This is a genomic window from Kitasatospora sp. NPDC127116, from assembly GCF_042677365.1.
Classification (GTDB): domain Bacteria; phylum Actinomycetota; class Actinomycetes; order Streptomycetales; family Streptomycetaceae; genus Kitasatospora; species Kitasatospora lactacystinica.
Genome location: NZ_JBHXTL010000195.1, coordinates 1 through 13421, shown reverse-complemented (window position 1 = coordinate 13421; position 13421 = coordinate 1). Strand labels below are relative to the sequence as shown.

Sequence of the window (13421 nt, the reverse complement as noted above, 5' to 3'; positions counted from 1 at the left end):
CCCAGCGGCTGCTCTGTGCCGTCGCGGGCCTGCCGGACCCGGGCGAACCGGCCGATGATCCGCGGCTGCTCGACGGGCGCCCCACCGTCCTGATCGCCGACGCCGCTCCGCCGCACGCCGAGCACCACCCGTGGGCGGCGGGCCCCGGGGCCGTCGCCGCGCCGCCCGGGAGCCTCGCCGAGGCGCTGCGCCGGGTGAACGCCCTCGGTGACCCCCGGCTGGGCGTGCTGGACGCACCCTCCGCGGGCGACCTCCCGCAGCTGCCCGTGGCCCTGGTCTCCTGCGCCACCCCCGCCGGCCCGCTGGCGGCCGGGGCGGTGCGGACGGACCTCGCCCGGCTGGCCGCCGCCTGTCGGTCCGCCGAACTGCACCTGGCGGCGGTGGGCGGGGGAGCCGTGCCGGTGGTCGGCGTCGACCCGGACCACGCCCTCGGCCTGGCCCTGCGCCGCGCCGTGCTCGCCCGGGCGGTGCGGGGCGACCGGCCGCTCCCGGATGACCGGGCGGCGAGGGGCGACCGGGCGGTGTCCGAGTCCGCCTGGCGGGAACACCCGCAGGCCGGGCACTGGTACGGCGTCCTGGCCCGCCGGCTCGGCCGAGCACCTGAACCGACGATCCGTCAACTCTCCGGCGAGTCGGTGTACCTGGCGCAGGTGGAGGAGGGAAGGGCGGTCGAGGCCACGCCCGCCGACGCCGTCGCCCACGCCGCACTGGCCGCCCTCACCCGGCTGATGGCCCGGGGCGCCGGCCTCGCCGCCGTCCACCACACCGTCCTGTCCGGCGCCGCCGCCCCGCTCGCCGCCGCCGGCCGGACCCCGGCGGCCTGGACCGACCTGGGCTGGGCCGACCGCTGGCTCGCCGACATCGCCGACCGGGAGGCGGACCTGCACGCCGCCCTGGTCCGGATCACCGGTCTGCGCACCGCCCGCTGGCGGCCCGCCACCCCCGAGGCCCGCCCGTTCGCCGACGCCCTGGACGGCTGCGGCTTCACGGCCCTCACAGCCGAAGGAGGCCGCCCATGAGCGAGCTGCCGGTCCTGACCCCGGTCGAGGCGCTGGCCGCCACGAGCGGCACCGCCGTCGTCCACCTCACCGAATGGACCCTGGGCCTGGCCGCCCGGCTCAGCCGGCACGCCCTGGCACACCCCGTACGCCTGGTGCCGGTGCGCGAGGACGGCGCGCTGACCGTGGTCGGGCCGGTGCTCGCCCCCGGCGCACCGGCCTGCCTCGCCTGCGTCGAGTACCAGCGGCTCGCCACCGCCGGCGGCCGGGTGCCCTGGCAGAGCCCGGCCCTGGCGCTGGGCGGCACCGGCACCCCGGCCTTCGCCGAGGCCGTGACCGCGCTCGCCGCCGAGCTGGCCAAGGGCCCCGAGGCCGCGGAGAGCGCCGACGGCGCCACCGTCCACGTGGTGCACGGCGGCCGGGCCACCTGGTCCACCCACCGGGTCCGCCCCGTCGGCGGCTGCGAGGTCTGCCGGCCGCTGCCCCCCGACACGCCCGAGGCCGCCCGGCTGCCCGCCACCCCCCGCCCGCTGCCCGACCCGGCCGTCCTGCGCGGGCCCAACGACCGCACCGACGCGGGGCAGTTGCGGGCCGAACTGTACGACGAGCGGTTCGGCCCGGTCCGCCGGCTGTTCCGCACCGAGGACTCGGCCTTCGCCCTCACCACCGCCTGGGTGACCGACGGCCGGGCGCTCGACGACGGCGGGTACGGGCGCGCCGCGGACTTCCGCTCCAGCGAGCGGGTCGCGCTGTTCGAGGCGGTGGAACGGCACGCCGGCATGCGGCCGCTCGGGCGCCGCACCGTCCTGCGCGCCTCCTACGCCGAACTGGCACGCGAGTTGGGCCCGGACGCCGTCCTCGACCCGGCCCGGCTCGGCCTGCCCGACGACCCCCACCAGGGGCACCCCACCCCGGCCACCGCCCCGTACACCCCCGAGCTGGTCCTCGACTGGGTGCACGGCTGGTCGCTCACCCGCCGCCGCCCGGTCGCCGTCCCGGAGCGCGTCGCCTACTGGGAGGTTCCCGGCCGCGACCGCCCCCGGGTGGTCTACGAGTCCTCGAACGGCTGCGGACTCGGCAACAGCCCCCAGGAGGCCGCGCTCTACGGCCTGTTCGAGGTCGCCGAGCGCGACGCCTTCCTGATGGCCTGGTACGCCCGCACCCCGCTGCCCGGCGTCGCCGTCCCCACCGAGGACCCGCAGATCGCCGAACTCGCCGACCGCGCCGAGCTGTTCGGCTACCACCTCACCCTGCTCGACGCCACCAACGACCTCGGCGTACCCGCCGTGATCGCCCTCTGCCGCCACCGCGGCGACCACCCCGACGCCCCGCGCACCCTCCTGGCCGCCGGAGCCCACCACGACCCCCGGACGGCGATCCGCTCCGCCGTCGCCGAGGTGGTCACCAACGTCCAGGAGGCGCCCCACCGCTCCACCGCCCCGGGCGGGCCGCGCGACCCGCAGCGGCTGCGGCCGATGCTGGAGCGCCCGGAGCTCGTCGTCTCCCTGGACGACCACGTCGGCCTCAACACCCTGCCCGAGGCCCAGCCCCGCCTCGACTTCCTCTTCGCCGGCCCGCCACCGGTGCCCTGGACCGAGCGCTGGCCCGGCGACCCCGAACCGGTCACCGACCTCACCGACCTGCTGGAGCGGACGGTCACCCGGCTGGCCGGGGAGGACCTGGAGGTCCTCGTGGTCACCCAGGACGAGCCCGGCGTCCGCGACCGGCTCGGCCTGCACTGCGCCAAGGTCGTCGTCCCCGGCACGCTGCCGATGACCTTCGGCCACGCCAACCGCCGCACCCGGGGCCTGTCCCGCCTGCTGGAGGTCCCGTACCGCCTCGGCCGCATCCCCGCGCCGCTGCGCCACGACGAACTCCCGCTCCACCCGCACCCGTTCCCCTGAGGGCGTGTCTTCCGGATCACGCCGCCCGCTTGTCCGACGTGATCCGAAAGACACGCCCCTGGCCCACCGGAGAGCACACGATGACCACCCACGCGCTGCCGGCCACCACCTGGCACAGCCTGCACCTCGCGCTGCCGCTGCCCGCCCGCGAGGCCGACGCCTTCCTCACCGAGGACCTCGCCCCGCTGATGGACGGGCTCGCCGGCACCGACTGGTTCTTCATCCGCTACGGCGAGGGCGGCCCCCACCTGCGCATCCGCCACCGCGGCCCGGGCCCGGCGCCCGCCTCCCTCGCCGCCGACCTCACCCGCCTCGCCACCCGACGCACCGCGCCCGACGGCCCGTTCGCGGACGGGCACGGCACCGTGACGGAGGTCCCGTACGAGCCCGAGACCGAGCGCTACGGCGGCGCGGCCCTGCTGCCGATCGCCGAAGAGGTGTTCACCCACTCCACCCGCGCCGCCGTCCGCGCCCTGCACGCCCTCGGCGCGGCCCCCGAGAAGCGGTTGCAGCTCGCCCTCGACCTCGCCCACACCACCGCGTACGCGCTCGGCCTCGACGAACTCGCCGCCTCCCGCTGGCTGCGCCGCCACGCCGCCGCCTGGCGCTGGGTCACCGAGTTCCGGCCGCTGCCGGGCGCCGCCGTGCACACCCGGGTCAACACCGTGTTCGCCCGCCAGCGGGAGACGCTGGCCCGCCGCGCCCGGGAGCTGCGCGCGGCACTGGACGCCGGCACGGCCACGCCCTGGCTGGGGGACTGGGCGGCGCGGGCCGCCGAGGGCGCCGCCCGGATGCGGGCCGTCGCGGCCGCCGAGGCCGCCGCGCCCGCCTCGGCCGCCGAGGAGCGCCTGGAGTGGATCTGGGCCTCCCAGCTGCACATGCTGTTCAACCGGCTCGGCGTCGGCCCCGACGAGGAACGGGCGGTCTGCCGCCTCGCCGCCCGCACCCTGCTGGAGACCGGACAGCCGTTCACCTTCTTCCCCGCCGACCACCACGCCCCCGACCACCAGTACCTGGAACGCAGCAAGTTCCAGATCGGCCGCGGCGAGGACACCGCCCTGCGCGACCTGCCGCACCACCCGGCCCCGAGCCCCCGCCCCGGCGACCTCCCGCTGCCCGCCGACCCGCTGCCGCCCGTCACCCTCGCCGACGCCCTGCGCACCCGCCGCTCCACCCGCGGCCCGCTGACCGGCCCGCTCACCGCCGGCGCGCTCGGCGGACTGCTCTGGTCCGCCATCGCCCCCGCCCCCGACACCGGCCACCGCCCGTACCCCAGCGCGGGCGCCCTGCACACCGTCCGGCTGCGCCTGCTCGCCCTCGCCGTCGACGGCCTGCCCGCCGGCACCTACCACTGCCTCCCCGAACACCGCAGCCTGCGCCCGATCGGCCCGGCCCCCGCCCTCGACGACCTCAAGGCGCTCTCCTCCTACCTCTCCCGCCCGGCCGAGGACCCCGACGCCATCGGCGTCGACCGGGCCCCCGCCGTCCTCGCCGTGTACCTCGACCTCGCCCGGCTGCGCCGCCGCTACGGTCTGCGCGCCCTGCGCCTCGGCGTCCTGGAAGCCGGACACCTGGCCCAGAACCTGCTCCTGACCTCCGCCGCCTTCGGCCTCGGCACCACCCCCCTCGGCGGCCTCCAGGACGACCTCGCCCACGAACTCCTCGGCCTGGACGACCTCGGCGAGCCGATCCAGTACCTGCTCCCGCTCGGCCGGCCGGGGACTGTACCGGTGATCATGGAGTGAGTACCCTCGGCCCGTGACCGATCACGGCATCGCCCTCCCCGCGTTCCGCCTCCACGTCGTGCCCGCCGTGGTGGCGCTGGCCAGCCCGACCTGGCAGCGCGAGGTGTGGCTCGACCGGGACGAGTTCGAGGACCTCGCCCACACCGTGCACGTGCTCTTCGACGACTTCTGCGACGCGAACGATCCGGGGCGGTCCCTCGGGTACAGCCTGCGCACCGAGCAGGAGGTCGAGCTGATGGCCCGGCTCGGTGCGGCCTACGGCGCGGTCCAGGAGGCGGTCGGCGCCCGGGCCCCCGACGAGGACTACCTGGACTCGCCGGGCTGGCCCGCCGTCGTCTCCGCGGCGGCCGGGCTGGCCCAGGTGATGGTGGCCAACGACCTCATGGCCCTGCAGCGCCTGCACGAAGCCGGACACCGCTGGCCGCCCGGCACCGGGACCTCTTCCTGACGGCCCCGAACGGGCCTCCTGGATGAGACACGCCCTCGGTCCGAGGCGGTCCCGCGCGCCTCAGGGCCGGGCGGGGGAGGCAGCCGAGGTCTTGTCCGCCGCCCCGGCCCGGGGCGTGCCCTCGACGGCGACGCAGATGCCGAAGACCCGGTCGTGGCCGGTCCAGCCGTTGACGCGGCCCCGGTTGTTGCTGATCTGCACGCGCCGCCTGGCCGGATCGAGGGCCGACACCAGGTGCAGGTACACGGTTCCGGCGACCCGGGCGAGAACGATGTCGCCGAGCTCCAGCTTGGACGGGTCGACCGGGGCGACGGCCACCAGCTGCCGGCTGCGGATCAGCGGGACCATCGACGAACCGCTCGGCCTGAACTCGACGGTGGCTCCGCCGGCGACCCTGGCCGCCACCCCATCCAATGCACCCATCCGCCGAGCGTGGCAGATCCGCCCGTGCGGGCCCAACCGGTTTTCGCTCCCCGGCCCCCGGCCTCCCGGCCCGCCCGAAACCCCTCGGCGGATTCCCGCGGTGCGGAACGAGGAGGAGCTTGAAATGTTGATGCGGGTTCCGCATCCGGCATAGCCTCATGGAATGGTGCAGAGCGGGGCGAGCGACGTCGACGGCTACCTGACCGGGGTTCCCGAGGAACGCAGGGCCGTGCTGGCCGCGCTGCGGCAGCTGTGCCGGGAGGAACTGGTGGGCTTCGACGAGGTCATGGCGTACGGGATGCCCGCGTACGAGCGGGACGGCGCCGCGGAGATCGCGTTCGCCAGCCAGAAGCAGTACATCTCCTTCTACCTCATGCGCGGTGACGTCCGTGAGGCGTTCGAGGAACGGCTGGCCGGGCAGGACATGGGCAAGGGCTGCCTGCGGTTCCGCAGGCCGGAGAACGTCGACTTCGGCCTGCTGCGGGACCTGCTCCGGGCCACCGCGGCCCGGCCCGGCAGGATCTGCTGACGCCGCCGGGCGCCGGGGTGCCGCTCCGGGCCGAGTCGGCAGGGCGGAACGATCCGGAGAGGCCGGTTCAGGGTGCCGTGGGCGGGCTCGGCGCCGGCTGCCGGCCGCCGAAGAAGACCTGCACCTCCCGGATCAGCCCGTCCCGGACCGTGATCGCCTCGACGTTGCGGTAGCGGTCGCCGGTGGTCAGCTCGTACTCGTAGTAGGCGAAGACGAGTTCCCCGTCGGCGGGCGTCACCCGCAGCAGCCGTTGCTCCGTGAACCGGTCGGCGGTGGGGAAGCACTGGCGGAAGAAGGCCTCCTTGTCGATGCGGTCGTCCTGGGGGCTGGTGAACGTGAAGTCCTCGGCGTACAGCGGCACGGCCGCCTCCCGGTCCTGTGACCGGTAGCAGCGGAACGCTGCCTCGACGATGCTCGCGGGGGTGCGGTTCATGCGGTCTCCCTGGTTCGGCTTCAGTCGGCCAGTCCGAGCGGGTCGTCGGCCGGGTCCAGCAGTTGCGGGCCGTTGTTGCGGACACTGTTGACGGTGGTGGGGACGGCGCGGACGCGCAGGTCGCCGTCGGCGGGGCGGCGCAGCAGGTGGTGGAGTTCGGCGCGGTCGGTGTGGGCGGGGGAGAGCCAGGTGGGGAGGTCGTCGGGGGCGATGGTGAGGGGCATCCGGTCGTGGACGCGGCCGGCGGAGTCGGTGGCGTCGGTGGTGATGACGGTGGCGGTGGCCAGCCAGGCGAGCGGATCGTCCTCGGGGCGGGTGCCGTCGCGCCAGAACTCGTAGAGGCCGGCCATCAGCATCACGTTGCCGGTGCTGAGGAAGTACGGCTGCTTGTACTTCTTGTGTCCGGCGGTGGCGGGCACCTCGCGCCACTCGAAGTAGCCGTCGGCGGGGATGACGCAGCGGCGGGCGGTGAAGGCCTTGCGGAAGGCGGGCTTGGTGTCGACGGTCTCCGAGCGGGCGTTGATCATGCGGGCGCCGCCGGACGGGTCCTTGGACCAGGACGGGACCAATCCCCAGCGCAGCGGCCGCAGTTGGCGCAGCACCTCGCCGGTGTCCCGGTCGACGCGTTCCAGGACGGCCGGGACCGGGTCGGTCGGGGCGACGTTCCAGCTCGGTGCGAAGGTCTCGGCCGGGTCCCACCGGAGCTCTCCGAGCAGTGAGACGAGGTCCTGGGGCGTGGTGGTGGAGACGAAGCGGCCGCACATGCCTCCCAGCCTCCCACGTCCCACCGACAACGGTGGGGACCGGGTGACCCACGCTTAGCGTTCACTTCTGCTACGGTCGTTTTAGAAACGAACGATTGGCGAGTGAACGATATGAAGCTGTTCGGCAAGCGCCGGTGGCTCTGGGGATCACTGCTGTCCGTGGCCGTGCTGCTGGTCGGCGCGGGCGGCTGGGTGGTGTACCAGAACGAGTACGACCTCACGGAGGAGCGGGTCACCGTCACCGGCGGCAAGCAGCCGCTCCAGGGCGTGCTGGCCCGCCCCACCGGCGGCCACGGACCGTACGGCCTGGTGGTCTTCGTCCACGGCGACGGGCCCGTGGACGCCACCCACGACACCTTCTACCGGCCGCTCTGGGAAGCCATGGCGAAGGCCGGGTACGCCACGCTGTCCTGGGACAAGCCCGGCGTCCGCAACGCCCCCGGCAACTGGCTGGACCAGAGCATCCAGGACCGCGTCGACGAGACCCTCGCCGCGATCCGCTGGGCCAAGGCCCAGCCCGGCATCGACCCGGACCGGATCGGGCTCTGGGGCGCCAGCCAGGCCGGCTGGGTGATGCCCAAGGCCGCCCGGCAGTCCCCGGACGTCAAGTTCCTGATCGCCGTCGGCACCGCCGTCAACTGGCTCCAGCAGGGCCGCTACAACCTGCTCGCCGAGCTCGGCGAGCGGCACGCCTCGCCCGAGGAGACCGCGGCCGCCGTCGCCCGCAGCGACCGCAACCTGGCCGCCCTGCGGGCGAGTGCGACCTTCGAGCAGTACCGGGCCGCCGGCGGCGACACCGAGGGGCTGACCCCCGAGCGGTGGGCGTTCAACAAGCGCAACCACCTCTCCGACGCGACCGAGGACCTCGCCGCGCTCCGGATCCCGGTGCAACTGATCCTCGGCGGCCGGGACGTCAACGTCGACAGCGACGACACCGAGGCCGGCTACCGCCGCCTCGTCACCACCCCGGGCCTGCTCCAGGTCCTGCGCTTCCCGGACTCCACCCACAACATCGTGCCCAAGGACGTCGAGGACTCCGAACTGCGCAGCACCGTCCTGGCCGTCGCCGCCCCGCGCTCGCTGTTCACCCCCGGCTACCTCGACGGCATGCGGGACTTCCTGACCTCGCTCGACCACCGGAAGGGCTGACCCACGATGAAGCTGCTCGCCCTCGGCGGGGCCGGCGCGATGGGCCGGGTCTCCGCCCGGGTCGCGGCCGCCCTGCCCGGCGTCCACAAACTGGTGATCGCCGACCGGGACCTCGACGCCGCCCGCCGCGCCGCCGCCGCACTCGCCGCCGGCGCACCGGTGCCCGTCCGCGCGAGCCGGGTCGACGTCACGGACGGCCCGGAGCTGCACGCCGCCCTCGCGGACGCCGACGCCGTGCTGAACACCGTCGGCCCGTACTACCGCTACGGCCTCGACGTGCTGCGCGCCGCGATCCGCACCGGCACCCACTACCTGGACATCTGCGACGACTGGGAACCCACCGTCGCGATGCTGGAACTGGACGAGGAGGCCCGTGCCGCCGGAGTGCGCGCGGTGCTCGGCGCGGGCGCCAGCCCCGGCGTCAGCAACCTGCTCGCCGCCCGGGCCGCCGCCCGCCTCGACACCCTGACCGACGTGTACACCGCCTGGCCGGTGGACGTCGGCTCCATGCCCGACTCCTCCCGGCCCGACACCTCGCTGCGCGACCCGAACGGCGCGGTCTCGGCCGCCGCCGTGCACTGGATGCAGCAGATCAGCGGCACCGTCGCGACGGTGGAGGACGGCCGGCCGGTCCGGCGGCCCCCGCTGCGCCCGGTCGCCCTCGACCTGCCCGGCGGCCACCGCGGCACCGCCTACACCGTCGGCCACCCGGAGCCGGTCACCCTGCACCGCAGCCTGCGGCCCGGCGGCGACGCGGCCAACCTCATGGTGGTCTCCGTCGGCACCGCCGCCTACCTGGGCGTGCTGCGCGATGACCTCGACGCCGGACGGCTGACCAACGAGACCGCCGCCGCCGACCTCGACCGCCCCACCCTGCGCCGCACCCTGCGCGCGGCCGCCCGCGCCCCCCGGATGCGCGGGCCGGGCACCCTCCCGCCGTTCTTCGCCGCCGCCACCGGAACGCGCGACGGCCGACCGGCCGCGGCGCTCGCCCGCCTGGACGGCGCGGAGCGGTTCCTGGCGGACATGGCGGAGGCCACGGGCGTCCCGGCGGGGCTGGCGCTGGCGCAGCTGCTGGACGGCACGGTGCGGGCGGCGGGGGTGCACCCGCCGGAGGCGGTGATCGACGGCGAGCGGTTCTTCGCCGACCTGGCGCGGGAGTGCCCGGGGGTGGAGGTGGTGGAGGAGCTGTAGGCCGGGGTCTCAGCCGTCGTGCGGGTCGTCCTCCGTCCACGGGCGCAGCTTCTCCGGGTTGCGGACCGCCCAGATGCGGGTGATCCGGCCGTCCGCCAGCTCGAACGCCGCCACCGTCGCGGTGCGGCCGCCGTGCCGGGCCACCAGGCCGGGGCGGCCGTTGACGGTCCGTTCGAGGAGCGTGAGCCCGGGGGCCCGGTCGGCGAGGTGGACCAGGTACTGGGCGATCCGCTCGCCGCCCCGGACCGGGCGCAGGGCGGCGCCGGCCAGGCCGCCGCCGTCGGCGGTCATCGTGGCGTCGGGGGCGAGCAGGGCGATCAGGGCCGTGATGTCCCGGGCCTCCCAGGCCTCCTTGAAGTGCCGCACCAGACCGGCCTGCGCGCCCGTCGGCGTCGCCGGGGCCTGCGCGGCCCTGATCCGTCGGCGGGCGGAGGCGGCCAGCTGCCGGCAGGCCGCCGGGGTCCGGCCGACGATCCCGGCGACCTCGGGGAACGGGTAGCGGAAGACGTCGTGGAGGATGAACGCCACCCGCTCGGCCGGGGTCATCGCCTCCAGCACGACCAGGAAGGCCATGCTCACCGACTCGTCCAGGGTCACCCAGTCCGCCGGGTCGGCCGGTCCGCCGCTGCCGCCGGCCGGCCCGCCGATCCACTCGCTGCGGTCGGGCAGCGGCTCGGGGATCCACTCGCCCACGTAGCGCTCCCGCCGGGCCCGCGCCGATCCGAGCAGGTCCAGGCAGACCCGGGTGGCCACCGTGGTCAGCCAGGCGCCCGGCGAGGCGATGGCCTCCTGCTGCCGGCGGGGCAGCGCGTACCAGCGGGCGTACGTCTCCTGCACCGCGTCCTCGGCCTCGGCGAGCGAACCGAGCAGCCGGTAGGCGAGGTTGATCAGCTGCCGCCGCTCGCCGACGATCACGCTCAGCTCCGGTACGGGCCGCTCCCGCACCGGCTCGGATGGGGTGTTCATGGTCGGGGCCGCTCCCTGCCTCGTCTCGTCCGCCGGCGCTCTCGCCGCTCTCGCGGCTCCTGCCGTTCCCGCCGCTGCGACCCGACCACGGGCCGGCCTGCGATGTCCGGCCCGGGACGGACCCCGCCTCACACTTCGCCGGCCTGTGTCGTCGGATCACCGGGACACTATCGATCAACCGCCGCGAGGCAGAAGAGGGGCACACGACATGGCCATCCACACCACGGCGAGGGCGGCGACGGGGACGGTGCCAGGAACGGCGGTGGAACAGCGCACCCGGGCCTTCCTGCGGGTCTCCGTCGCGCTCCAGACCGCGACCGTCCTCCTCCAGGCGGTCTCGGCCGGCCTGCTGCTCTCCACCTCCTACGGCGAACTGCTGCACGGCATCGGCGCGCGGGTGATGTACGGGGCCTCGATGCTGTACGTGCTCGCCGCCGTCCTGGCCTGGCGGCCGGGCGGCGGCTCGCCCCGCCCGATCCTGCACGCGTCGGGCTTCCTGGTGCTGGCCTCGGCGCAGGTCGTCCTCGGCGTCGCGCACGTGCCGTCGGTCCACGTCCCGCTGGGTGTGCTGATCTTCGGCCTGAGCGTGGCCGTGCTGGTCCGGATGCCGGCCGCCCGCTCCGTGCGGACGGCCGGCCCCGGGTCCTCCTGACGCGCTCGGCTCAGGAGCCGGGGGTCCAGCTCTGGCCGGCGGCCGGGCGGGTGGTGACGGGGGTGCCGGCGGTGCCGGCGCCCGCGTCGAGGGCGAGGCCGGTGGCGACGTTGGTGACGGTGACGCCGGCCGGGCCCTGCGTCAGCTTCCACTCCTGCCAGGGGTTGCCGGGCGACAGGTCGAGCAGGTAGGCGCTGTAGCCGGCCGAGCTCCCGGCGGAGAGCACGGTGTGCCGGTGGGTGGCGGTGGCGCAGTTGTCGGTGATCCGGACGGTGCCGTCGGGGTTGGTGGTGAAGGTCCACTGCTGCGCGGCGTCACCGGGGCGCGCGGGCTCCAGGTCGGTGATCGAGCCGATCGGCGCGGTGCAGGAGCCGAGCAGCGAGAGCGCGAGGCCGCCGCTGGTCAGCGTGTGGTACTTCCCGTCGTCGACGACGCCCGACGGCCCGCCCGTCGACGTCGGGGTGAGCCGGTAGAGGGCCGCGCCGTGCGCCGGGAGCGAGGCGCCGATCGGCCCGGTGACGGTCGAACTCGCGCCCGTCCACAGCTCCTTGGCCCGGTAGCCGGAGCCGCCGAGGCCGAGTTCGGTGAGACTGGTGGAGACGCTGCGGCCGGCCGACGGGTCCTGGTTGACCAGCAGCACGGCGGTGTCGCCGTTGGCGAGCTGCCGCTTGAGGACCACCGGCGCGCGCCCGTCGGCCGGCTTGGCGCCGACCAGGGTGGCGGGCTTGGCGAGGCCGTCCTGGTCGATCGCGATGACCTCGCGGTTCTTCAGGATCGCCAGGCTCGCGTCGTTGATCCCGGTGGACCAGGTGTAGCCGCCGTCGCTGTGCCGGGACTGCGCGGCGGTGCGCAGGTCGGCGCCGGAGATCAGCGGCGCGGCGAGCATGGCGAGGATCGAGGTCTCGGTGCGGGACTCGTCGTCGGTGAAGGGCTTGTGGCAGACGCAGGTGTCGGTGGTGCCCCACAGGCCGTAGACGTCCTGCCAGCCGGTGAACATCATGTCCAGGTCGTTCCAGCTGCCCGGGCGGACGTTGCCCGGGTACTGCAGCGCGGTCTGCAACTGCCCGTTCCAGAGCACCCCGTCGAGCTCGCTGTCCCGGTCGCCGCCGATCCGGCAGAGGTTGGCGACCTGGCCGCACCAGACGCCGGTGGGCGCGTAGCCGGGGGCGTGGAACGGGGCCGTCCCGGCGGCCTGGACCACCGGGTCGGTGCGGGCCGGGTCGTCGGCGGCGAGCAGGTACGGGACGCCGGTGTGGGCGGGCTGGGCGGAGACGCTGAGGGTGACCCTGGGCCTGCCCTGGGCGGCGGAGGCGGCGTCCAGGGCGCGCTGGAAGGTCTGCACCCGGGCGTAGACCGAGCGGGTCAGCTCCTTGCCCTCGCCCTGGGTGTAGTAGTTGTGCCCGTCCGGGCCGACGATCTGCGGGCCGTACGGGCAGTCGTCGTACTTGACGAAGTCGACGCCCCAGGAGACGAAGTCGGCCGCGTCGGTGGACTCGTGGCCGAGGCTGCCGGGGTGCATCTGGCAGGTGAGGTAGGTGTCGGTGGCGTAGAGGCCGAACTTCATGCCCTTGCCGTGCGCGTAGCGGGCCAGGTACTCGATGCCGTTGACGCTGCGCCCGTCCACGGTCTGCGCGGGGAAGTGGTCGGGGCGGGGGATCAGGTGGCCGGAGGTGGGGTCGTTGCCGGTGCCGTCGGTGCCGCTGACCGGGTTCCCGGCGTTGTCGTACAGCTGCATGCCGCCGTCGGCGTTGCGGACCAGGTCGGTGCTCTGGCCGTCGCGGTGCCAGAGCGACCAGCCGTCGTCGATGGTGACGGTGTCGTACCCGGCCGCCACCAGGCCGTTCGCGGCCATGAAGTCGATGGTCTGGACGACCTGCTCCTGGGTGACCTCGGTGCCGAGGGAGTTCCAGGAGTTCCAGCCCATGGGCGGGGTCAGGGCGTTGCCGTTGCCGAGCGCGGCGGCCGGTGCGGCCGTGCCGAGGCCGACGGCTCCCAGGCCGGCGGTGGCGAGGGCGAGGGACAGGAGGGATGCCGCGAGACGGCGGCGGGTTCGGCGCATGTGCGCACTCCTGAGGATGTGGGGGGACCGGTTGGTCGGGAAAGCTCATGGGGGGAGAGGGGATCGCGGCCGGCCGGGTGGGGCCGGCCGGCCGCGGGGGGGGGGGGGTGGGGGTCACTAGGTGACCGGCGCGGGCGCGGAGCGGGCCCGGGCGCGG

12 protein-coding genes and 1 pseudogene are annotated in these 13421 nt (G+C 75.4%); 8 read left to right on the top strand and 5 right to left on the bottom strand.

Going from position 1 to position 13421, the window contains the following annotated elements:
• The 4 genes and pseudogenes from ACFVHV_RS40940 to ACFVHV_RS40925 form a co-directional block, all read left to right on the top strand.
• A pseudogene (locus ACFVHV_RS40940) lies at positions 1 to 1019 on the top strand (hypothetical protein); the annotation flags it as partial.
• Complete coding sequence (locus ACFVHV_RS40935) at positions 1016 to 2902, top strand: TOMM precursor leader peptide-binding protein (RefSeq protein WP_380358599.1); 1887 nt, start codon at positions 1016 to 1018, stop codon at positions 2900 to 2902. The pseudogene ACFVHV_RS40940 and the gene ACFVHV_RS40935, both read left to right, overlap by 4 nt.
• Positions 2903 to 2982: 80 nt before the next feature.
• Positions 2983 to 4647: a thiopeptide-type bacteriocin biosynthesis protein gene (locus tag ACFVHV_RS40930; RefSeq protein ID WP_380358596.1), complete on the top strand. Its 1665-nt coding sequence runs from the start codon at positions 2983 to 2985 to the stop codon at positions 4645 to 4647.
• A gap of 13 nt (positions 4648 to 4660) precedes the next feature.
• The gene (locus ACFVHV_RS40925) at positions 4661 to 5095 is read left to right on the top strand and encodes a hypothetical protein (RefSeq protein WP_359907924.1); all 435 of its coding nucleotides are present in this window, start codon (positions 4661 to 4663) and stop codon (positions 5093 to 5095) included.
• A 60-nt stretch (positions 5096 to 5155) separates the two neighbouring features.
• Here ACFVHV_RS40925 and ACFVHV_RS40920 read toward each other — a convergent pair whose 3' ends face one another.
• Entirely contained in the window at positions 5156 to 5518 is a 363-nt protein-coding gene (locus ACFVHV_RS40920) for a S26 family signal peptidase (protein WP_380358593.1), read from the bottom strand.
• A 163-nt stretch (positions 5519 to 5681) separates the two neighbouring features.
• Here ACFVHV_RS40920 and ACFVHV_RS40915 point away from each other — a divergent pair, with 163 nt between their 5' ends.
• Positions 5682 to 6047 carry an iron chaperone gene (locus tag ACFVHV_RS40915; RefSeq protein WP_380358591.1) on the top strand — a complete coding sequence of 122 codons (366 nt, stop codon included), beginning with the start codon at positions 5682 to 5684 and terminating at the stop codon, positions 6045 to 6047.
• Positions 6048 to 6114: 67 nt separating this feature from the next.
• On the opposite strand, the gene ACFVHV_RS40910 is transcribed toward ACFVHV_RS40915, so the two are convergent.
• Positions 6115 to 6480 (bottom strand): nuclear transport factor 2 family protein, encoded by a 366-nt coding sequence (locus ACFVHV_RS40910; protein WP_380358589.1) that lies wholly within the window; start codon positions 6478 to 6480, stop codon positions 6115 to 6117.
• A 20-nt stretch (positions 6481 to 6500) separates the two neighbouring features.
• On the bottom strand, positions 6501 to 7244 hold the full coding sequence (locus ACFVHV_RS40905) for an SOS response-associated peptidase (protein ID WP_380358586.1): 744 nt from the start codon (positions 7242 to 7244) through the stop codon (positions 6501 to 6503).
• A gap of 111 nt (positions 7245 to 7355) precedes the next feature.
• Here ACFVHV_RS40905 and ACFVHV_RS40900 point away from each other — a divergent pair, with 111 nt between their 5' ends.
• Both ACFVHV_RS40900 and ACFVHV_RS40895 read left to right on the top strand, forming a co-directional pair.
• On the top strand, positions 7356 to 8393 hold the full coding sequence (locus ACFVHV_RS40900) for a serine aminopeptidase domain-containing protein (RefSeq protein ID WP_359907969.1): 1038 nt from the start codon (positions 7356 to 7358) through the stop codon (positions 8391 to 8393).
• A 6-nt stretch (positions 8394 to 8399) separates the two neighbouring features.
• The gene (locus ACFVHV_RS40895; protein WP_380358583.1) at positions 8400 to 9587 is read left to right on the top strand and encodes a saccharopine dehydrogenase NADP-binding domain-containing protein; all 1188 of its coding nucleotides are present in this window, start codon (positions 8400 to 8402) and stop codon (positions 9585 to 9587) included.
• A 9-nt stretch (positions 9588 to 9596) separates the two neighbouring features.
• Here the strand turns inward: ACFVHV_RS40895 and sigJ are convergent, their stop codons facing one another.
• Positions 9597 to 10553 (bottom strand): RNA polymerase sigma factor SigJ, encoded by a 957-nt coding sequence (gene sigJ, locus ACFVHV_RS40890; RefSeq protein ID WP_359907904.1) that lies wholly within the window; start codon positions 10551 to 10553, stop codon positions 9597 to 9599.
• 208 nt (positions 10554 to 10761) lie between these two features.
• Between sigJ and ACFVHV_RS40885 the strand changes: the two genes are divergently transcribed.
• Positions 10762 to 11205 carry a hypothetical protein gene (locus tag ACFVHV_RS40885; protein ID WP_380358580.1) on the top strand — a complete coding sequence of 148 codons (444 nt, stop codon included), beginning with the start codon at positions 10762 to 10764 and terminating at the stop codon, positions 11203 to 11205.
• Between the two features lie 10 nt (positions 11206 to 11215).
• Here ACFVHV_RS40885 and ACFVHV_RS40880 read toward each other — a convergent pair whose 3' ends face one another.
• The gene (locus ACFVHV_RS40880; protein ID WP_359907898.1) at positions 11216 to 13264 is read right to left on the bottom strand and encodes an alpha-galactosidase; all 2049 of its coding nucleotides are present in this window, start codon (positions 13262 to 13264) and stop codon (positions 11216 to 11218) included.
• Positions 13265 to 13421: the final 157 nt, after the last annotated feature.

Excerpts from the sequence above, each read along its gene's own strand:
- ACFVHV_RS40935 (WP_380358599.1), top strand. The coding sequence starts at position 1,016 with ATGAGCGAGCTGCCGGTCCTGACCCCGGTCGAGGCGCTGGCCGCCACG.
- ACFVHV_RS40930 (WP_380358596.1), top strand. The coding sequence starts at position 2,983 with ATGACCACCCACGCGCTGCCGGCCACCACCTGGCACAGCCTGCACCTC.
- ACFVHV_RS40920 (WP_380358593.1), bottom strand. The coding sequence starts at position 5,518 with ATGGGTGCATTGGATGGGGTGGCGGCCAGGGTCGCCGGCGGAGCCACC.
- ACFVHV_RS40915 (WP_380358591.1), top strand. The coding sequence starts at position 5,682 with ATGGTGCAGAGCGGGGCGAGCGACGTCGACGGCTACCTGACCGGGGTT.
- ACFVHV_RS40910 (WP_380358589.1), bottom strand. The coding sequence starts at position 6,480 with ATGAACCGCACCCCCGCGAGCATCGTCGAGGCAGCGTTCCGCTGCTAC.
- ACFVHV_RS40905 (WP_380358586.1), bottom strand. The coding sequence starts at position 7,244 with ATGTGCGGCCGCTTCGTCTCCACCACCACGCCCCAGGACCTCGTCTCA.
- ACFVHV_RS40900 (WP_359907969.1), top strand. The coding sequence starts at position 7,356 with ATGAAGCTGTTCGGCAAGCGCCGGTGGCTCTGGGGATCACTGCTGTCC.
- ACFVHV_RS40895 (WP_380358583.1), top strand. The coding sequence starts at position 8,400 with ATGAAGCTGCTCGCCCTCGGCGGGGCCGGCGCGATGGGCCGGGTCTCC.
- sigJ (WP_359907904.1), bottom strand. The coding sequence starts at position 10,553 with ATGAACACCCCATCCGAGCCGGTGCGGGAGCGGCCCGTACCGGAGCTG.
- ACFVHV_RS40885 (WP_380358580.1), top strand. The coding sequence starts at position 10,762 with ATGGCCATCCACACCACGGCGAGGGCGGCGACGGGGACGGTGCCAGGA.
- ACFVHV_RS40880 (WP_359907898.1), bottom strand. The coding sequence starts at position 13,264 with ATGCGCCGAACCCGCCGCCGTCTCGCGGCATCCCTCCTGTCCCTCGCC.